The 19,666-nt window shown below is 56.7% G+C and carries 18 protein-coding genes; 9 read left to right on the top strand and 9 right to left on the bottom strand.

Annotation, left to right across the window (positions count from 1 at the left end):
* Positions 1-61: 61 nt before the first annotated feature.
* Both fkpB and ispH read left to right on the top strand, forming a co-directional pair.
* Positions 62-511, top strand: coding sequence for an FKBP-type peptidyl-prolyl cis-trans isomerase (gene fkpB, locus ACI2I2_RS09250; protein WP_404657646.1), 450 nt, complete (start codon positions 62-64; stop codon positions 509-511).
* A 1-nt stretch (position 512) separates the two neighbouring features.
* Positions 513-1,463, top strand: a complete 951-nt coding sequence (gene ispH / locus ACI2I2_RS09245; RefSeq protein WP_404657645.1) for a 4-hydroxy-3-methylbut-2-enyl diphosphate reductase — start codon at positions 513-515, stop codon at positions 1,461-1,463.
* Positions 1,464-1,493: 30 nt separating this feature from the next.
* On the opposite strand, the gene ACI2I2_RS09240 is transcribed toward ispH, so the two are convergent.
* The 9 genes from ACI2I2_RS09240 to ACI2I2_RS09200 form a co-directional block, all read right to left on the bottom strand.
* The gene (locus tag ACI2I2_RS09240) at positions 1,494-2,276 is read right to left on the bottom strand and encodes an SDR family NAD(P)-dependent oxidoreductase (RefSeq protein ID WP_404657644.1); all 783 of its coding nucleotides are present in this window, start codon (positions 2,274-2,276) and stop codon (positions 1,494-1,496) included.
* A 10-nt stretch (positions 2,277-2,286) separates the two neighbouring features.
* Positions 2,287-3,195, bottom strand: a complete 909-nt coding sequence (locus ACI2I2_RS09235; RefSeq protein ID WP_404657643.1) for a dihydrodipicolinate synthase family protein — start codon at positions 3,193-3,195, stop codon at positions 2,287-2,289.
* Positions 3,192-4,901 (bottom strand): dihydroxy-acid dehydratase, encoded by a 1,710-nt coding sequence (ilvD, locus tag ACI2I2_RS09230; RefSeq protein ID WP_404657642.1) that lies wholly within the window; start codon positions 4,899-4,901, stop codon positions 3,192-3,194. Before ilvD ends, ACI2I2_RS09235 begins: the two co-directional genes overlap by 4 nt.
* 21 nt (positions 4,902-4,922) lie before the next feature.
* On the bottom strand, positions 4,923-5,093 hold the full coding sequence (locus ACI2I2_RS09225; protein ID WP_404657641.1) for a hypothetical protein: 171 nt from the start codon (positions 5,091-5,093) through the stop codon (positions 4,923-4,925).
* Positions 5,094-5,116: 23 nt separating this feature from the next.
* Entirely contained in the window at positions 5,117-6,541 is a 1,425-nt protein-coding gene (locus tag ACI2I2_RS09220) for a sugar porter family MFS transporter (protein ID WP_404657640.1), read from the bottom strand.
* A gap of 25 nt (positions 6,542-6,566) precedes the next feature.
* Positions 6,567-7,430 carry an SMP-30/gluconolactonase/LRE family protein gene (locus ACI2I2_RS09215; RefSeq protein WP_404657639.1) on the bottom strand — a complete coding sequence of 288 codons (864 nt, stop codon included), beginning with the start codon at positions 7,428-7,430 and terminating at the stop codon, positions 6,567-6,569.
* Positions 7,427-8,083: a 2-dehydro-3-deoxy-6-phosphogalactonate aldolase gene (locus ACI2I2_RS09210; protein ID WP_404657638.1), complete on the bottom strand. Its 657-nt coding sequence runs from the start codon at positions 8,081-8,083 to the stop codon at positions 7,427-7,429. The genes ACI2I2_RS09215 and ACI2I2_RS09210 overlap by 4 nt, the downstream gene beginning before the upstream one ends.
* On the bottom strand, positions 8,083-8,982 hold the full coding sequence (locus tag ACI2I2_RS09205) for a 2-dehydro-3-deoxygalactonokinase (RefSeq protein ID WP_404657637.1): 900 nt from the start codon (positions 8,980-8,982) through the stop codon (positions 8,083-8,085). The genes ACI2I2_RS09210 and ACI2I2_RS09205 overlap by 1 nt, the downstream gene beginning before the upstream one ends.
* Before the next feature lie 99 nt (positions 8,983-9,081).
* Positions 9,082-9,813, bottom strand: coding sequence for a FadR/GntR family transcriptional regulator (locus ACI2I2_RS09200; RefSeq protein ID WP_404657636.1), 732 nt, complete (start codon positions 9,811-9,813; stop codon positions 9,082-9,084).
* Between the two features lie 94 nt (positions 9,814-9,907).
* On the opposite strand from ACI2I2_RS09200, the gene rihC reads away from it, so the two are divergent.
* The 7 genes from rihC (at position 9,908) to kefC (ending at position 19,579) form a co-directional block, all read left to right on the top strand.
* A complete protein-coding gene (rihC, locus tag ACI2I2_RS09195; RefSeq protein ID WP_404657635.1) occupies positions 9,908-10,825 on the top strand; it encodes a ribonucleoside hydrolase RihC in 918 nt (305 codons plus the stop codon).
* 169 nt (positions 10,826-10,994) lie between these two features.
* Positions 10,995-11,816: a 4-hydroxy-tetrahydrodipicolinate reductase gene (dapB, locus tag ACI2I2_RS09190; RefSeq protein WP_404657634.1), complete on the top strand. Its 822-nt coding sequence runs from the start codon at positions 10,995-10,997 to the stop codon at positions 11,814-11,816.
* 455 nt (positions 11,817-12,271) lie between these two features.
* On the top strand, positions 12,272-13,420 hold the full coding sequence (gene carA, locus ACI2I2_RS09185; RefSeq protein WP_404657633.1) for a glutamine-hydrolyzing carbamoyl-phosphate synthase small subunit: 1,149 nt from the start codon (positions 12,272-12,274) through the stop codon (positions 13,418-13,420).
* 18 nt (positions 13,421-13,438) lie between these two features.
* A complete protein-coding gene (gene carB, locus ACI2I2_RS09180; RefSeq protein WP_404657632.1) occupies positions 13,439-16,663 on the top strand; it encodes a carbamoyl-phosphate synthase large subunit in 3,225 nt (1,074 codons plus the stop codon).
* Positions 16,664-16,851: 188 nt separating this feature from the next.
* On the top strand, positions 16,852-17,085 hold the full coding sequence (locus ACI2I2_RS09175) for a YgdI/YgdR family lipoprotein (RefSeq protein ID WP_404657631.1): 234 nt from the start codon (positions 16,852-16,854) through the stop codon (positions 17,083-17,085).
* Between the two features lie 105 nt (positions 17,086-17,190).
* Positions 17,191-17,721, top strand: coding sequence for a glutathione-regulated potassium-efflux system oxidoreductase KefF (gene kefF / locus ACI2I2_RS09170; RefSeq protein ID WP_404657630.1), 531 nt, complete (start codon positions 17,191-17,193; stop codon positions 17,719-17,721).
* The gene (gene kefC / locus ACI2I2_RS09165; protein WP_404657629.1) at positions 17,714-19,579 is read left to right on the top strand and encodes a glutathione-regulated potassium-efflux system protein KefC; all 1,866 of its coding nucleotides are present in this window, start codon (positions 17,714-17,716) and stop codon (positions 19,577-19,579) included. The genes kefF and kefC overlap by 8 nt, the downstream gene beginning before the upstream one ends.
* Positions 19,580-19,666 lie beyond the last annotated feature (87 nt).

The following is a 19,666-nucleotide window of genomic DNA, read 5'->3' as shown; positions in this document are numbered from 1 at the left end:
GAAGCGCCACCGGGTAATCCGTACCACCGGGCAAATAGCCTAAACTTTAGAGCAAACCTGCATGTCTAAATCTGTACAGAGCAATAGCGCAGTGCTGGTGCACTTCACGCTGAAACTGGATGATGGATCTACCGCTGAATCCACTCGCAGCAACGGCAAACCGGCGCTGTTTCGCCTCGGCGATGCCTCGCTCTCAGAAGGCCTTGAACAGCATTTGTTAGGGTTGAAAGAAGGCGAGAAAACCACCTTCTCTCTGGAGCCTGATGCGGCGTTTGGCGTACCAAGCCCTGACCTGATCCAGTACTTCTCTCGTCGCGAGTTCATGGACGCAGGCGAGCCGGAAGTCGGCGCAATCATGCTCTTTACTGCAATGGATGGCAGCGAGATGCCAGGGGTTATTCGTGAAGTTAATGGTGATTCCATCACCGTTGATTTCAACCACCCGCTGGCGGGACGTACCGTTCATTTTGATATTGAAGTGCTGGAGATAGACCCGGCACTGGAGGCATAAAATGCAGATCCTGTTGGCCAACCCGCGCGGTTTCTGCGCCGGTGTAGACCGCGCTATCAGCATTGTTGAAAACGCGCTGGAGATTTTCGGCGCGCCTATTTATGTTCGCCACGAAGTGGTACACAACCGCTATGTGGTCGACAGCCTGCGTCAGCGCGGCGCTATCTTTATCGAGCAGATTAGCGAAGTGCCGGACGGCACCATTCTGATTTTCTCAGCGCACGGCGTTTCTCAGGCGGTACGTAACGAAGCGAAGAGCCGCGATTTGACGGTCTTCGATGCCACCTGTCCGCTGGTGACCAAAGTGCATATGGAAGTCGCCCGTGCCAGTCGTCGTGGTGAAGAGTCGATCCTGATTGGTCACGCCGGGCACCCGGAAGTAGAAGGCACCATGGGCCAGTACAGCAACCCGGAAGGTGGCATGTATTTGGTCGAGTCACCGGAAGATGTCTGGAAGCTGAACGTCAAGAATGAAGGCAGACTGTCCTTTATGACCCAGACGACGCTTTCCGTGGATGACACTTCTGATGTGATTGATGCGCTGCGTGCGCGCTTCCCAAAAATCATCGGCCCGCGCAAAGACGATATCTGCTATGCCACCACTAATCGTCAGGAAGCTGTGCGAGATTTGGCGCAACGTGCTGACGTGGTGCTGGTGGTCGGCTCGAAAAACTCGTCCAACTCTAACCGTCTGGCAGAACTTGCTCAGCGAATGGGGAAAGCCGCATTTCTGATTGATGATTCAACTGACATTCAGGAAGAGTGGGTAAAAAGCGCGAGCTGCGTTGGCGTAACAGCCGGGGCTTCTGCGCCGGACATTCTGGTGCAGAATGTTATCTCCCGCTTGCAGGAGCTGGGTGGCGGCGAAGCGGTTCCGCTGGAAGGCCGCGAAGAGAACATTGTCTTCGAAGTGCCGAAAGAGCTGCGGCTCGATATCCGCGAAGTGGAATAAAAAAGGGGGAGCATCACGCTCCCCCTTTTTTTACTCGTCATCCTCATCCTGCATAATCGCGCTGCGCCCGCCGTCCATCACAATCGTGGTACCTGCGATAAACCCGGCTTTGCCACTCGCCAAAAACAGACACAGCTCGCCGACTTCCTCCGGGCGACCGATGCGTCCTACTGGATGCTTCCGCACCGTTTTCTCCCGAGCAATTATCGCATCCGGATGGGCGTCAAACCACGCCTGATTCCCGGCGGTATCAATAAAACCCGGGGCAATGCCGACGGTACGGATTGCCGGACCCCATTCAATTGTCAGGCTTTGTACCAGCGAAAGCAGGGCGCGTTTGCTGATGTTGTACGGCGCACACCCCGGCATGGTCGAGAACGCATGGTTCGAGGTGATCACCAGGATAACGCCCCGGCTTTTTTCCAGCGCCGGGCGGGCGCATTTGGCGAGGTACCAGTGCGAACGCAGGTTGAGATCGAAATTGTGTGCCCAGTCGCTCTCTTCGCAGTCGATGCCTTTGAACACATTTTTCCCGGCGTTGGACACCACCACGTCAATGCGCCCAAACTGTTCTGCCACGCCCGCCACAAACTGTTTGATTTGTGTGGTCTGGGTGACGTCGACCGAATGGTAATGAAACTGCTGGGGATAATCGGCTAGCATTTGCTGCGCCTGGGAAGCCTTTTCCAGCGTCGAAAAGGCGCAGCCAATGACGATGTCGCCATTATCAAGAAACGTTTTGGCGATGGCGTGACCAATGCCCTGGCTGGTGCCAGTGACGATCACCACGCGCTGTTGCGGATTCGTTGTCATAGCTTGTCTCTCATGAAAGGTGAAATTCTTCAGTCAGGCGGGCAATGGCGGCCTTGTCTTCGGCGCTTAGCGTCCAGCCCGGATGGCGGCAATAGTCACTGGCGATGATCCCACGCTGATACAGCACGGTTTTTTCAGCCTGAATGATGTATTCGCAGTGGCTCATCCAGCGCTGGATATAAGGCAGCAGACGCTGGTGCAAGGCCTGCGCCTGGCGCTGCTCGCCACGCTGCCAGTGGCGATAAATCTGCACGTACACTTCGCTGAAGGAACAGCCGGGCATCACCCCTTTGCCGCCCGCGGCCAGCATTTCCAGGATATACAGGCCCGCATAGCCGTTGAGCACGCTGGCCTGTGGGGCATGGCGCAGAAACTCGCGGGTGTAGTCCACCGGCGGGTTGCACTCGATTTTAAACACCGCGTGCGGGTAGCGCGCGGCGACGGCAGCGAGCTGGTCCGGTGTGATCGGCAGCCCGGTTTCACCCGGCGCGTACTGCACCATCACCGGAATATCGACGGCTTCCAGCACCGCAAAAATGTGCTGCTGTATCGCCTGCGGGCTGGGGCTTAAGAAGAACGGCGGCAGCAGCATCAGGGCATCGGTACCCAGCTGCTGATAATATTTCGCCCGTTTGACCGCCAGTTCGGTGCTGTGATCGGTCACGGACATCGCCCGATACAGTGGACTGCCTGCAAGGGTGCTGACAAACATCTGTGCCAGCCGTTGGCGTTCGCTATCGTCAAGTTTAGGAAATTCGCTGGCGATGCCAAACAATGTGGCACCGTTAGCGCCAGTGGCGGCGAGATGTTCCAGCAGGCGGACAAAGCTGTGCTCGTCAGTCTCGCCTGAAGGCGTAAACGGCATCGCAACGATCGGGTTTACGCCCACAATCTCCGTGGCGGTGTAGATTTTATTCATACCATGTCTTCCCGGTCGGCCAGCACCGCACCCTGCGCGGCGGGCAGAGCCCAGCGGCGATAGAGGCGCAGAAAGCCTTTCGGCACTTCTTTAAAGACGGGTTGCCACGTTTCACGACGCAGCGCCAGAGTGCTCTCAGCAACGTGCAGTGTGAGCATGCGGGACGGAATATCGATTGAAATCTCATCGCCGTTTTCCACCAACCCCAGCGCGCCGCCGTCGGTCGCTTCCGGGGAGATGTGCCCGACGAACAATCCGCGATTAGAGCCGGAAAAACGCCCATCGGTGATCAGCGCGCAACTGTCTGACAGGCCCATCCCTTCCAGGCTTTTCATCGGCTTGTACATTTCCGGCATCCCCGGCCCGCCTTTCGGCCCTTCGTAGCGCAGCACCAGCACGCTGCCCGGGGCAATGGTGCCGGACATTATCGCCTCAACGGATTCCTGCTCGCTGTTGAATACCACCGCCGGGCCGCGGAAGGTCATCAGGTTTTCCGGCACTGCCGCAGGTTTCACCACGCAGCCGAGCGGCGACAGATTGCCGTGCAGCACCGCCACGCCCGCTTCATTACGCACGGGGATCGCTAGCGTATGAATGACTTCCGGGCGGTGGCTGCGATGGCCTTCAGCCTGTAGCTGGCCTTTGGTTTTGCCCACCACGGTCAGCGCATCGGCGTGCATCAGCGAGGCGATTTCATGCTCCACCGCCGGAACGCCACCCGCTTCCCAGAAGTCGATCATGTCATGTTCAGAGGCCGGGTAGAGCGAAGCGACCAGCGGCACGCGGTGGCTAAGCTCATCGAATGCCGACAGCGGCAGATGGCCGTACTCCGCTTCATAGTGGATGGCCTGCAAATGCAGAATGGCATTGGTCGAGCCGCCCGTTGCCAGCAGATACACCATCGCGTTATGAATAGACTGAGGGGTGATAATCTGCCGGGCATTCACGCCATTACTGACCAGCGTCACCGCCTGTTTACCGGTTTCAAACGCACAGTCACGACGCGCCTGCGAAACGGCAGGCAGCGTGCTGCTGCCCGGCAGGCTCATGCCCAGCACTTCGGCGATGCAGCACAGGGTGTTGGCGGTGCCGTACATGGTGCAGGAGCCCGGCCCCGGTTCGGCAATATTTTCGATATGGGCAAATTCTTCTTCGCTGATTTCGCCACGTTTTTTCCAGCCGATGGCTTCGGTAACGATATTACCGTCCCAGTGTTTGCCCTTGTATTCCGCCGGGTACATCGGCCCGCCGTTGACCATAATGGCCGGAATATCGAGTCGCGCGGCGGCCATCAGCATCGCCGGTACGATTTTGTCGCAGGAGCCGAGCAGCACCATGCCATCGAAGCGGTGGGCACGCATCATGCTTTCAATCGACATGGTAATGACTTCGCGGGCGGCGAGGATATAGCGCATCCCCAGATGCCCTTCGGCGATGCCGTCGCACGGCGCAATGGTGCCAAACACCATTCCCACGCCGCCGGCCTCATCAATACCTTTCAATACGTTCGCCGTCAGCTCGTTGAGGTTGGCGTGACCGGCGGTGGCGTTGGTGTAGCTGTTCACCACCGCAATGACCGGGCGGCGGAGCTGTTCGTCGGTGTGGCCCATTGATTTATACAGCGCGCGTTTCAGCGCGCCATCATCGCCTTCCAGTACGGGATTGAAATGCGTGCCACAGCTGGCACATCCTCCACAACTACTCATAAGTGCAATCTCTTTCTTCAGTTAGCGACGTACGGTCGCGTCAGGGTGATGGGCTGCGGTGTGCTCATCGCGGAGTTCAGGTTCAGAAACGGTTCTTTTTGGGTTGGCGAGCCGCGCGGGCAGGCTGAAGAAGGTGGGGATCAGCCTGCGCGTAATTTTGTGGTAAACCTGGTTTTCCAGCAGCTTCGACATGATTTTTCCTCGGTATAAGCGAGTTACGGAGTGGTGGCCGTGGACGGCGCAGGAGCCGCCTGTTGACGACGACCTATTTCGCGCAACGGCGCGCCATCCATCAGGTTGCGTTCGATGTGCTCCAGCGAGATATTTTTGGTTTCAGGCACGAACAGCAGCGTCAGTACGATGCACAGCACGTTTAGCACGCCATACAGCCAGAACGTTGCCGGGCTACCGAGGGTGTCGATCAGCGTCAGGAAGGTGGCGCCGATTATCATGTTGGCAATCCAGTTGGCCATCGTGGAGCAGGTAACGCCGAAGTCGCGGCCCGCCAGCGGCTGAATTTCAGAACACAGCACCCAGATCAGCGGCCCGGCGCTCATCGCGAAACCGGTGATGAAGATCAGCAGCACGCTCACCGCCAGATACTGTTCATTGCTGCCCTGAATGCCGCTGTGGAACATATAGCCCAGAATGCCCATGCAAATCGCCATCACCGCAAAGCCCAGCTTGAGGATCGGCTTACGGCCCCAACGATCGACGAGGCCGATGGCAATAAAGGTGGCGAGCACGTTGGTCAGCCCGGCGATCACCGTGCCCCACATCTGCTCGCGGGTGGTGGCGAAGCCGGCGATTTCAAAAATTTTCGGCGCGTAATACATGATCACCGTCATGCCGGTGAACTGCTGCATGAATTGCAACAGGATGCCGAGGCCAGTAGAGCGGCGGAAGTGCGGGTTATGGCGGAAAAGCTGCCAGCCGCGCTGCTTCATCTTCACGCTTTCGCGGATTTGCGCCAGCTCGTTACGTGCTTCCTGCTCGCTGTTACGCAGCAGCTTCAGCACTTTGGCGGCCAACTCGTGGCGGTCCTTCATCATCAGCCAGCGTGGGCTTTCTGGTAGCGTCAGCACACCGATAAACAGCACAATCGCCGGGAAGGTGATGATGCCGAGCATCCAGCGCCAGTGGCCACCACCGCTGAACGCGGTGTCAGACAAAAAGGCCGCCAGAATGCCGAGGGTGATCATCAGCTGGTACAGCGAAATCATGCTGCCGCGAATGTTTTCAGCCGCAATTTCAGAGAGGTAGAGCGGGGCAGTGAAAGAGGCCACGCCGACCGCCAGGCCAAGAATGAAGCGGGAAACGGACAGCATTTCGAGGCTGCCCGCCAGCGCGCAGCCGACGGAGCCGATAATAAACAGCGTCGCGCCCAGTAGCAGGCTTTTGCGTCGGCCGAGCGAAGAGGACATTGGGCCGCTGCAGAGTGCACCCAGCGCCGCGCCAAACATCATCACGCTGACCACAATTTCCTGCTGGTGGCTGTTGAGCTGAAATTCCTGCGCGAGGAACGGTAAAGCACCGGCGATAACGCCCATATCGAGGCCAAACAACAGCCCGGCCAGTGCCGCGAGAAAGCAAACGAGGAGCGCCTGCCGGTTGAGTGGAGTCGTCTTTGTGGTGGTCATAGTAGGGTCTCGGTTAAGCAAAATGTCAGAACCGGAAACGGTTTTCCGGCAGGCCAGTCATCGTTGTTTTTATTTTTAAAACAGCACCGTCGAGCTCACTGGGCCGGGCGAGGCCGTCCAGGGCGGAGGTGATATACAGATCGGACAGCGTGTCGCCGCCGAAGGTACAGTTGCTGGGTTGTAAGACAGGAAGGGGTAAAGTGCACTCTTCTTTCATGTCTGTAGCCCCAAGGGTGTAGCAGACCAGTTTCGCCGCGCCCCAGCGGGCGTTAATCAACCGTCCGTCCTCGGTGAGTGCGGACCCATCCGGGATCCCCTCTACGGGGTATTCCTGGCGGATGGTCAGGGCGTCAGCACTCGCTTCGGCGCGATAAAAGCAGTGGCGCAGAGAATCGGCAAACCACTGCTCTCCCTCATGCCAGATCAGGGTGTTCGGCACCCACTGATCGGCGAGCATCGGCTGCGGAGCGTCTTGCCCTGACGTCAGCCGATACCAGCTTCCCGCGACCTGCTGCGCCTGGGGATCCATGGTGCTGAACCACAGCGCGCCGTCCGGGGCGATCGCCGCTTCGTTCGGGCGGGTGTTGATTTCGTTTTCAGGCCAGGCACAGAAAGGGATCAGCCGCTCGCACTGGTAGTCGTACAGACCAATCCCCTGCTGGCTGACGACCAACAACAAATTGTCTTCGTTGGTCAGCAGAACCGCGCTGGTAAAACGCGGCATTTCGCGGATCGCACAGCGCTGAGTGGCAGGCCAGTAGCGCAGCAGTTTGCCCGCCAGGATATCCACCCACAACAGAGAGGCGCTGCGATCGCACCACACCGGTGTTTCGCCGAGGCGGGCGCGCCACTTTCCGATGGCTTCTGGCTGACTCAGCGCGAAGGTCATTTTTCCAGTCCCCTCGCGGCCAGCCACGCCAGATGGAAGGCGGAGGCCCGTACGTGGAGGGTCTTGAAGCTCATGCCCGCTTGATACAGCGCGCCGCCTAAGCCAAAACCGTTCGCCCCCGCCTGAAGCCATGTGCGCAGGGTTTGCGCGTCCGGCGTGATGCCGCCCACAGGTAAACAGGCGATTTTTGCAGGTAGCACGGCGCGAAAGGCTTTAACGACGGCGGGAGACATCTGCTCGGCGGGAAACAGCTTGAGGCCGCTGGCCCCGGCTTCAATGGCGTTAAAGGCTTCGGTTGGCGTCGTCACGCCCGGCAGGCTGATCAGCCCCCGTTCGCGGCTGCGGCGGATAACCGCCGGGTTGCAGTTCGGGGAGACGATCAACTGACCGCCGTGGTCTGCGACCTCATCAACCTGTTCTGTGGTCAGCACGGTACCGGCCCCGATCCGGGCCTTATCCCCGGCATGTTTGCGCATCAGCGCGATAGACTCCAGCGCCGAAGGACTGTTCAGCGGCACTTCCAGCCAGCGAAAACCGCAGGAGATCAGGATCTCAGCGGCCTCTTCGGCTTGCGGCGGCGCAATGCCCCGCAGGATGGCTACCAGCGGCAGGGGTTCCTGCTGCCAGCATTCGTAAAAACGTTCGGCATTCATCAGATCGTGTCCTTAAGCTGCGTGCGTAGCGCGGTCATCCCGCGTAAAAAGCAGTCGTCGCCGTTTGCCGCGTGGAGCTGGATTTGCAGGGCGTTGGCGGCAAGCTGATAGCGTGCTGTCAGTGAAGGCGAGCCCACCACCCAGGCACGGGTTTCCTGCGGGATAACCGCCAGCTCATGGCCCACCAGCAGGCCGGAGAGATAGCTGTGCACATGCTGCGGCGGAATTTCCCCGTTCAGGCGCCGGGTACGGGCGGAAAAAATGAGATGGCTGAAAGGCGCACCGTGGCGGGCGGCTTCAACCCCCGCCAGAAATGCGCCGTCGTCGTCGGTCTGCTCCGGGAGCGCCCGGCCCAGCAGCGAATGCTGGCTTAGCAGCGAGAACAGCTCTCCGGTCATGAACGTGGAAAAGTGGGTGATTTCGCCGTGGCAGAGGTGCGCATGTTTGCTGTGGGTACCGGGCAGCACGGCGTAATGCTCTGTACCAGGATGCAGCGCGTGCAGGCCAAGCAGCTGAACCTCTTCGCCGCGCATCACATCGGGCTGGCCGAACGCGCTGAGGTTGTTGACGCCGGGAACAATCCACGCCGGGCTGCCCCATTGCGTGGAAACAGAGTAGGCGTGCGCCATCAGGTTCTGTGCGCCAGCCGGGGCGGTGACGTAAGGCACTTCCTGCCATCCCTGCTGCGAGCCCACCATACCCGCCATCACGATCGGTAACGCGCCGTACTCCTGCAACCACGGCGCGAGATGCTGACCGAGCGTGCTGGCGAAGGTCTCTTTTGTCAGGGATAACAGACCGCAAGGATGGGCAATTTTTGCCACTTGCTGGTGGTCTTGAAGCAGAAAGGCACGAAAGTTAGTGGTGCCCCAGTCGACAGCAATCCAGTGTGTTTTCATTTTCATGTAATACAAATAAGTTAATCTTGTAATACAAGAAAGATAGAACAAAAAAACACCACGATCTGTGAGGGCGATCGAAATTACGTCAGGAAGGGATCAGAGAATGCTGGCGAGAAAAGCGGGTCGATCCTGCCAGATGCTCTTCTCTGCTGCGTGCAGCAGGATGCTGCGCATCTGCGTGCGGGCCTCGTCGACCTGGCGCAGGCGAATAGCCTCGAATAACAGAAAATGTTCATCAACCGCTGTTTTGGTCTGGTGCAGGTCTTCTTCCAGAGTCTGGCGGAACGAGAGCACCATCGCTGCGCTCAGGGCGTTGCCCAGTGACAGCAGAAAGGCGTTGTGAGTGGCCCGCAACAGCGCCTGATGGAAGGCGACGTCTCCGGCTTCAAAAGCCGATTTATCCGCCTCCGTCTGGCCGTGACGCATCAGCACCAACGCGTCTTCCATCGCTGCGAGATCGTGTGCGTTGGCGTTCAGGGCCGCAAGCGTGGCAACGTTGGGCTCAAAAATCAGACGCGTGACCATCAGTTGCTCGACCAACTGGGTATCTACTTTTCCCGTTGAAAGCCAGTTGAGCACGTCCATATCCAGCAGGTTCCACTGCTCACGGGCGTTGACGGTACTGCGCTTTTTCGCCTGGGTGGCAATCAGCCCTTTGGCCGCCAGGGTCGCCATCGCGTTACGAATCGAGGTGCGAGACACGCTGTACTCCGCCGCCAGCTCATTCTCACCCGGTAATGAGATCCCGGGCGTAAGCTCGCCGCGCAGAATACGAGTGGCAAGGTGTTGAGTAACGGATTCTGAAATACTGGCCTGCACAACTTTCATTGCAATTCCCGGCTAAGTTCATTCACAGTAGTGGCATATATAGTAAGCTAATCGCCCGTCAAATGGCTAATAAACGCAGAAGGGAGAATCACTTATGGAACCTGTTCGCTTTATTCTCGATACCGATCCCGGCATTGATGATGCCGCCGCCATCGCCGCTGCCTTGTTTGCTCCTGAGCTTGATCTGCAAATGATTACCACGGTGGCAGGTAACGTTTCCGTAGAGAAAACTACCCGCAACGCGCTACAGCTGCTGCATTTCTGGCAGGCAGATATTCCGGTGGCTCAAGGTGCGGCAACGCCTTTGCTTCGCCCACTGCGTGATGCTGCTTACGTACATGGCGAATCAGGGATGGAAGGGTATGACTTCGTCGAGCATCAGCGTCAGCCACTGGCAACACCAGCGTGTATTGCGATTCGCGACAAGCTGATGAATGCGCCAGAGCCAATGACGCTGGTCGCCATTGGTCCGCTAACCAACATTGCGCTATTGCTAACCCAGTACCCGGAATGCAAATTCAATATCCGACGCCTGGTTATCATGGGCGGCTCAGCAGGGCGAGGCAATTTCACGCCGAATGCGGAGTTCAACATCGCGATTGATCCTGAAGCCGCAGCGCGTGTTTTCCAGAGCGGGCTGGAGATCGTTATGTGCGGTCTCGATGTCACTAATCAGGCGATGTTAACGCCGGAGTATCTGGCGCAACTGCCTGAGCTCAATAAGACCGGCAAAATGCTGCATTCATTGTTTAGCCACTATCGCAGCGGCAGCATGGGCAGCGGCTTACGCATGCACGACCTGTGTGCCATTGCATGGCTGGTTCGTCCTGACCTGTTCACCCTGAAATCTTGCTTTGTCGCCGTCGAAACTCAGGGAACGTACACCTCGGGCACCACCGTCGTGGATATCGAAGGACGTCTTGGTCAACCGGCCAATGCTCAGGTGGCGTTGGATCTGAATGTCGAAGGTTTCCAGCGTTGGGTCGAAGAGGTGTTTGCTCTCGCGCCGTAAGCGGACAGAGCAATAGCATGATGCTTATGTGTAGCCAGCATCATGCTTTTTACTGATATCGGCCTGAGTTTCACGTTAAATTCTAATTATCGCCGTTTAAGAGTGGCGGGCCATGCGGACGCTGGTTACTCTGAAAACGATTCACACTGTATTAACGAAGAGAATAGATATGCAAGATGGACACATCCGCGTTGCCATTGCTGGCGCGGGCGGCCGTATGGGACGGCAACTGATTCAGGCAGCGACGCAGCTTGAGGGCGTGAAGCTTGGTGCGGCGCTGGAGCGTGAAGGATCTTCACTATTAGGCGCTGATGCAGGCGAGCTGGCAGGTATAGGTGCGACGGGCGTTAAGGTGCAGAGCAGCCTTGATGGCGTAAAAGATGATTTCGATGTTTTCATCGATTTCACCCGTCCGGAAGGCACGCTGAAGCATCTGGCTTTTTGCCGTGAGCACGGTAAAGGCATGGTCATTGGTACCACGGGCTTTGACGACGCTGGTAAGCAGGCGATTCGTGATGCCGCTGAAAGCATGGCGATTGTTTTCGCCGCCAACTTCAGTGTCGGAGTGAACGTGATGCTCAAGCTGCTGGAGAAAGCGGCGAAGGTGATGGGCGATTACACCGATATCGAAATCATCGAAGCGCATCATCGTCACAAAGTGGATGCCCCTTCTGGCACGGCGCTGGCAATGGGTGAAGCGATTGCTCAGGCGATGGACAAAGATTTGAAAGAGTGCGCGGTCTACAGCCGGGAAGGGTATACCGGTGAGCGCGTGCCGGGCACCATTGGTTTTGCCACGGTGCGAGCTGGCGACATTGTCGGTGAACATACGGCGATGTTCGCCGATATCGGCGAGCGCGTTGAAATTACCCATAAAGCCTCAAGCCGTATGACCTTTGCTAATGGCGCGGTTCGCTCGGCTTTGTGGCTTAAAGAGAAACGTAATGGTCTTTTTGATATGCGAGATGTCCTTGATCTCAACAATTTGTGAGTTTATTACCCCATCGTGATGTGGTTGTGGCAATCTCAACTTATTGATTGCAGAGGGCAATATTTTATTGCCCTTTAATTTTATCTGTTTTCACTTAATTTTCTATTAAAGCGCATAAAATGCCAGCTCTTCCTGTCATTTTGTGTTGAGTAATTGTAAATTTTGACCATTTGGTCCACTTTTTCTCTATCCCACAAGCCCATTCACAGTTATCCTGGTGCGCAAGCGTTTACCGAAAGGCATTTAGCTGATCTTTTTGCCAGCTTTACAGCACACTACCCGTCAGTGACGTAAAAACAGATAAAAAATCCCGGTTTTTACGTTGACTTTATCCTCGATAATCCCCAGAATGCCGCCGTTTGCACAAAATTCGCGAGCAGCAGATTTGCATTGATTCATGATACCGAGTGAATTAATATGCAAATAAACTGAGTGAATATTCTCCGGAGGATGTTTTGATTAAGTCAGCGCTTTTGGTTCTGGAAGACGGAACCCAGTTTCACGGTCGGGCCATAGGGGCAACAGGTTCGGCGGTTGGGGAAGTCGTTTTCAATACTTCAATGACCGGTTATCAAGAAATCCTCACTGATCCTTCCTATTCTCGCCAAATTGTCACTCTCACTTATCCCCATATCGGTAATGTCGGCACCAACGCCGCTGATGAAGAATCTTCTCAGGTACACGCTCAAGGCCTCGTCATTCGCGATTTACCGCTGATTGCCAGCAACTACCGCAATACTGAAGATCTCTCCTCTTACCTCAAGCGCCATAACATCGTGGCCATCGCCGATATCGATACCCGTAAACTGACGCGCATTCTGCGTGAGAAGGGCGCACAGAACGGCTGCATTATCGCGGGCGATAACCTGGATGCAGCGCTGGCACTGGAAAAAGCGAAAGCGTTCCCGGGCCTGAACGGCATGGATCTGGCGAAAGAAGTGACGACCACTGAAAGCTACAGCTGGACGCAGGGCAGCTGGACTTTGGCTGATGAACTGCCAGAAGCGAAGAAAGAAGAAGAACTGCCATTCCACGTCGTGGCGTATGACTACGGCGCGAAGCGCAACATCCTGCGCATGCTGGTTGACCGCGGCTGCCGCCTGACAGTGGTACCGGCGCAGACCTCTGCAGAAGACGTCCTGAAAATGAATCCAGATGGCATCTTCCTCTCCAACGGCCCGGGCGACCCGGCACCGTGTGACTACGCGATTACCGCGATTGAGAAATTCCTCCAGACCGACATTCCGGTCTTTGGCATCTGCCTCGGCCATCAGCTGCTGGCGCTGGCGAGCGGGGCGAAAACCATCAAGATGAAGTTCGGCCACCACGGCGGCAACCATCCGGTAAAAGATATCGACAACAACACCGTGATGATCACCGCGCAGAACCACGGTTTTGCCGTAGATGAAGCGTCGATGCCTGCCAACCTGCGCGTGACGCACAAGTCACTGTTCGACGGCACGCTGCAAGGCATTCATCGCACCGACAAACCGGCGTTCAGCTTCCAGGGCCACCCGGAAGCCAGCCCAGGCCCGCACGATGCCGCGCCGCTGTTCGATCACTTCATCGAACTTATCGAGCAATACCGTAAGACCGCTAAATAATCAGGAGCCGAGAAGACCATGCCAAAACGTACAGACATAAAAAGCATCCTGATCCTTGGCGCTGGCCCGATCGTTATCGGCCAGGCCTGCGAATTCGACTACTCCGGTGCGCAGGCGTGTAAAGCGCTGCGCGAAGAGGGTTACCGCGTCATTCTGGTGAACTCCAACCCGGCCACCATCATGACCGACCCGGAAATGGCCGATGCCACCTACATCGAGCCGATTCAGTGGGAAGTGGTCCGCAAAATTATTGAAAAAGAGCGTCCGGATGCGGTGCTGCCAACCATGGGCGGCCAGACTGCGCTGAACTGCGCGCTGGAACTGGAGCGTCAGGGCGTGCTGGAAGAGTTCGGCGTGACCATGATTGGCGCGACCGCTGATGCGATTGATAAAGCTGAAGACCGCCGTCGTTTCGACGTGGCGATGAAGAAAATCGGCCTCGACACCGCGCGCTCTGGTATCGCACACAACATGGAAGAAGCGCTGGCGGTTGCCGCTGACGTCGGTTATCCGTGCATCATCCGTCCTTCCTTCACCATGGGCGGTACCGGCGGCGGTATCGCGTACAACCGCGAAGAGTTCGAAGAAATCTGTGCTCGCGGTCTGGATCTCTCTCCGACCAACGAGCTGCTGATTGATGAATCCCTGATCGGCTGGAAAGAGTACGAGATGGAAGTGGTGCGTGATAAAAACGACAACTGCATCATCGTCTGCTCTATCGAAAACTTCGATGCGATGGGCATCCACACCGGTGACTCCATCACCGTGGCACCTGCCCAGACGCTGACCGATAAAGAATACCAAATCATGCGTAACGCCTCGATGGCGGTACTGCGTGAAATCGGCGTGGAAACCGGCGGCTCTAACGTGCAGTTCTCCGTGAACCCGAAAAACGGCCGCCTGATCGTTATCGAAATGAACCCGCGTGTCTCGCGCTCTTCCGCCCTGGCTTCTAAAGCGACCGGTTTCCCGATTGCCAAAGTCGCCGCCAAACTGGCCGTGGGTTACACCCTCGATGAGCTGATGAACGACATCACCGGCGGCAAAACGCCTGCGTCGTTCGAACCGTCTATCGACTACGTTGTGACCAAAATTCCTCGCTTCAACTTCGAGAAATTTGTTGGCGCGAATGACCGTCTGACCACCCAGATGAAATCTGTCGGTGAAGTGATGGCGATTGGCCGCACTCAGCAGGAATCCATGCAGAAAGCCCTGCGCGGCCTGGAAGTGGGCGCGACAGGTTTCGACCCGAAAGTCAGCCTGGATGACCCGGAAGCACTGACCAAAATCCGTCGCGAACTGAAAGACGCGGGCGCTGAGCGTATCTGGTATATCGCCGATGCGTTCCGTGCGGGCCTGTCTGTCGACGGCGTTTTCAACCTGACCAACATCGACCGCTGGTTCCTGGTGCAGATTGAAGAGCTGGTGCGTCTGGAAGAGCAGGTGGCTGAAGTCGGCATTACTGGCCTCAACGCTGATTTCCTGCGTACCCTGAAACGCAAAGGCTTCGCCGATGCGCGTCTGGCAAAACTGGCTGGCGTGCGTGAGTCTGAAATTCGCAAGCTGCGCGAACAGTTCAATCTGCACCCGGTTTACAAGCGTGTTGACACCTGTGCGGCAGAATTCTCTACCGATACCGCTTACATGTACTCCACGTACGAAGACGAGTGTGAAGCGAACCCGTCCGTTGACCGCGATAAAATCATGGTCCTTGGCGGCGGCCCGAACCGTATCGGTCAGGGTATCGAGTTCGACTACTGCTGCGTTCACGCCTCTCTGGCGCTGCGTGAAGACGGTTACGAGACCATCATGGTCAACTGTAACCCGGAAACTGTATCAACCGACTACGACACCTCTGACCGCCTGTACTTCGAACCTGTGACCTTCGAAGACGTGCTGGAAATCGTGCGTATCGAGAAGCCGAAAGGCGTCATCGTCCAGTACGGCGGCCAGACCCCGCTGAAACTGGCGCGTGCTCTGGAAGCTGCTGGCGTGCCGGTAATCGGTACCAGCCCGGATGCGATTGACCGTGCTGAAGACCGCGAGCGTTTCCAGCAGGCGGTTGACCGTCTGAAGCTTAAACAGCCTGCGAACGCCACTGTGACCACCATCGAAATGGCTGTCGAGAAAGCGAAAGACATCGGTTATCCGCTGGTGGTGCGTCCTTCCTACGTCCTGGGCGGCCGCGCGATGGAAATCGTGTATGACGAAGCCGACCTGCGTCGCTACTTCCAGACTGCGGTCAGCGTCTCTAACGATGCGCCAGTGCTGCTCGACCGCTTCCTCGACGATGCGGTAGAAGTGGACGTAGACGCCATCTGTGATGGTGAAAGCGTGCTGATTGGCGGCATCATGGAGCACATCGAACAGGCTGGCGTTCACTCCGGGGACTCCGCCTGTTCTCTGCCGGCTTACACCCTGAGCAAAGAGATTCAGGATGTGATGCGCGAGCAGGTGCAGAAGCTGGCATTTGAGCTGCAGGTTCGTGGTCTGATGAACGTTCAGTTCGCGGTGAAAGACAACGAAGTCTACCTGATTGAAGTGAACCCGCGTGCGGCGCGTACCGTGCCATTCGTCTCCAAAGCGACCGGCTTACCGCTGGCGAAAGTGGCGGCGCGTGTGATGGTCGGTCAGTCACTGAAACAGCAGGGCCACACTCAGGAAATCATCCCGCCGTACTACTCGGTGAAAGAAGTGGTGCTGCCGTTCAACAAATTCCCGGGCGTTGACCCACTGTTAGGGCCAGAAATGCGCTCTACCGGTGAAGTGATGGGTGTGGGCCGCACCTTCGCAGAAGCGTTCGCTAAAGCGCAGCTCGGCAGCAACTCCACCATGAAGAAGCAGGGCCGTGCACTGCTCTCCGTGCGTGAAGGTGATAAAGAGCGCGTGGTCGACCTGGCCGCGAAGCTGCTGAAACAAGGCTTCGAACTGGATGCGACCCACGGCACCGCTGTCGTGCTGGGTGAAGCAGGCATCAACCCGCGTCTGGTAAACAAGGTGCATGAAGGCCGTCCGCACATTCAGGACCGTATCAAGAATGGCGAGTACACCTACATCATCAACACCACCGCAGGTCGTCAGGCGATTGAAGACTCCAAGCTGATTCGCCGCAGCGCGCTGCAGTACAAAGTGCATTACGACACCACCCTGAACGGCGGTTTCGCCACAGCCATGGCGCTGAACGCGGATGCCACTGAGAAGGTGATTTCGGTGCAGGAAATGCACGCGCAGATTAACAACTAATCTCGCTGTAGGCCGGGTAAGGCGCTAGCCGCCACCCGGCAATATTGCCCGGCGGCGCTCTGCTTGCCGGGCCTACAAAACCCCATCTCAAGTTAAGAACCTTCTGGTTTTCCATCCCTGTTCAGTCAGTTAGCCTAAAATGGTTAGCGAGATAATAAATTCATGACGACACAGCACGGGAGAACACCATGCGAACCAACCTTCTACTGACCTCTATTTTTGCTGCCGCTGCCCTTTTTACCGTGGCAGGCTGTTCCTCTAATCAGGCTGTCAAAACTACCGATGGCAAAACCATCGTCACCGACGGTAAACCCGAGGTAGACAGCGACACCGGCCTGGTCTCGTATAAAAACGCGGAGACGGGTAAGACCGAGCAAATCAATCGGGATCAGGTCAAATCGATGGGCGAACTGGACAACTAGTTCAGGAAATTCGACCGAAGCGATCACCAATCTTCACTGTTAGCCTGCCGGTTATCTGACTACACTCTGCTGATTACACAGTGAAGTGCACAAGCAGGCTAACAGATGATTTTGATTATTTATGCACATCCCTATCCGCAGCATTCGCATGCGAATAAAAGGATGCTTGAGCAGGTAAGGGAAATCGACGGCGTCGAAATCCGTTCGCTCTATCACCTTTATCCCGATTTCAACATTGATGTCGCGGCCGAACAGGAAGCACTTTCTCGTGCTGATCTGATTATCTGGCAACATCCTATGCAATGGTACAGCGTCCCGCCGCTGCTCAAACTCTGGATCGACAAAGTGCTCTCACACGGCTGGGCCTACGGGCACGGCGGCGCTGCGCTACACGGCAAAAGCCTGATGTGGGCCGTGACGACGGGCGGCGGTGAAGATCATTTTGCGATTGGCAGCTTCCCGGGCTTTGACGTGTTGGCTCAACCGTTACAGGCCACTGCACTGTATTGTGGTTTGAACTGGCTCCCGCCTTTTTCAATGCACTGCACTTTTATCTGCGATGACGAGACGCTGGTGGCTCAGGCCCGTCACTTCAAACAACGTTTGCTGGAGTGGCAGGAGGTGCATCATGGATAGTCATACGCTCATACAAGCCTTGATCTACCTCGGTTCAGCCGCGCTCATTGTGCCGATTGCGGTGCGCTTGGGGCTGGGTTCTGTGCTGGGGTATTTGATTGCTGGCTGCATCATTGGCCCCTGGGGTTTTCGTCTGGTGACGGACGCTGAGGCGATTTTGCATTTCGCTGAAATCGGCGTGGTGTTGATGCTGTTTGTCATTGGTCTGGAACTCGATCCGCAGCGTTTATGGAAACTGCGAGCTTCCGTCTTCGGTGGCGGTGCATTGCAAATGGTCGCCTGTGGCGTGCTGATCGGCGTGTTCTGCATGTTGCTCGGCCTCGACTGGAAAGTGGCGGAACTCATCGGTCTGACGCTGGCGCTTTCCTCCACCGCTATCGCCATGCAGGCCATGAATGAGCGTAACCTGACGGTCTCGCAGCTTGGGCGCAGCGCTTTTGCTGTGCTGCTGTTCCAGGATATTGCTGCCATTCCGCTGGTGGCGATGATCCCACTGCTGGCCGCCAGCGGTGCGTCTACAACGCTCGCAGCCTTTGGCCTCTCGGCACTGAAAGTTGCGGGTGCTCTGGTGCTGGTGATATTGCTTGGCCGCTATGTAACCCGGCCTGTGCTGCGTTTTGTAGCACGTTCAGGGTTACGCGAAGTGTTCAGTGCCGTGGCGCTCTTTTTGGTATTTGGCTTCGGGTTATTGCTGGAAGAAGTCGGCTTGTCGATGGCGATGGGAGCCTTCCTTGCCGGGGTATTACTGGCGAGCTCCGAATATCGTCACGCACTTGAAAGCGATATTGAACCGTTTAAAGGCCTGCTGCTCGGGCTGTTCTTTATCGGCGTCGGCATGTCTATCGACTTCGGCACATTGGTCACGCATCCGTTGCGAATCTTAATCCTGCTGCTCGGATTCTTGCTGATTAAAATGGGCATGCTGTGGCTGATTGCTCGTCCACTTGGTGTGCCAAAAGCCCAACGTCGCTGGTTTGCTGTGTTGTTAGGGCAGGGCAGTGAATTTGCATTTGTGGTGTTTGGGGCAGCGCAAATGGCGAATGTGCTGGATTCAGAGTGGGCGAAAGCGCTAACCCTCGCCGTTGCGTTATCGATGGCGGCTACGCCGATTTTGTTGGTTCTGCTGTCGCGTATGGAAAAATCGGGCAGTGAACAGGAACGTGAAGCCGATGAAATTGATGAAGAACAGCCAAGAGTGATCATCGCCGGGTTCGGGCGATTCGGCCAGATTTCAGGGCGCTTACTGCTTTCCAGCGGGGTCAAAATGGTGATCCTCGACCACGATCCTGACCACGTTGATACGCTGCGTAAATTTGATATGAAGGTGTTTTTCGGTGACGCGACGCGTGTCGATTTGCTGGAATCCGCCGGAGCCGCGAGAGCGGAAGTGCTGATCAACGCCATCGACGATCCCAAAACTAGCGTGCTGCTGACCGAGCTTGCGAAAGAGCATTTCCCGAATCTGCGGATTATTGCTCGTGCGCGCGATATCGACCATTACATTCAACTGCGCCAGGCGGGGATTGATGCGCCGGAGCGTGAAACGTTTGAAGGGGCGCTGAAATCAGGCCGTATGGCGCTGGAAGCGTTAGGGCTCGGGCCGTATGAAGCTCGCGAACGTGCGGATGTGTTTCGTCGTTTCAACGTACGGATGGTTGAAGAAATGGTGGATATGGCCGATGAAGACGATGCTTCGTTTGCTGCTGCGTTCAAACGCACCAGCGCCATGCTGACCGATATCATTAATGAAGACCGCAGTAACCTGTCGATTATTCAGCGTCACGGCTGGCAGGGAACGGAAGAGGGCAAACATACCGGAAATCCGGCTGACGAACCTGAAACGAAACCTTCCGTATAACCGTGACTTAGCCAGAAGACGAAAAAATTTCGTCTTCTTTACTCTGCCGCCAGTCGACGAAAGATTATGCTTTCCGTATAGTGGCGG

It is taken from the genome of Scandinavium sp. NPDC088450 (genome assembly GCF_044900545.1).
Taxonomy (GTDB): Bacteria; Pseudomonadota; Gammaproteobacteria; order Enterobacterales; family Enterobacteriaceae; genus Scandinavium.
Note: the sequence above shows the minus strand (reverse complement) of the source record. Positions and strands in the feature narration are given on the sequence as shown.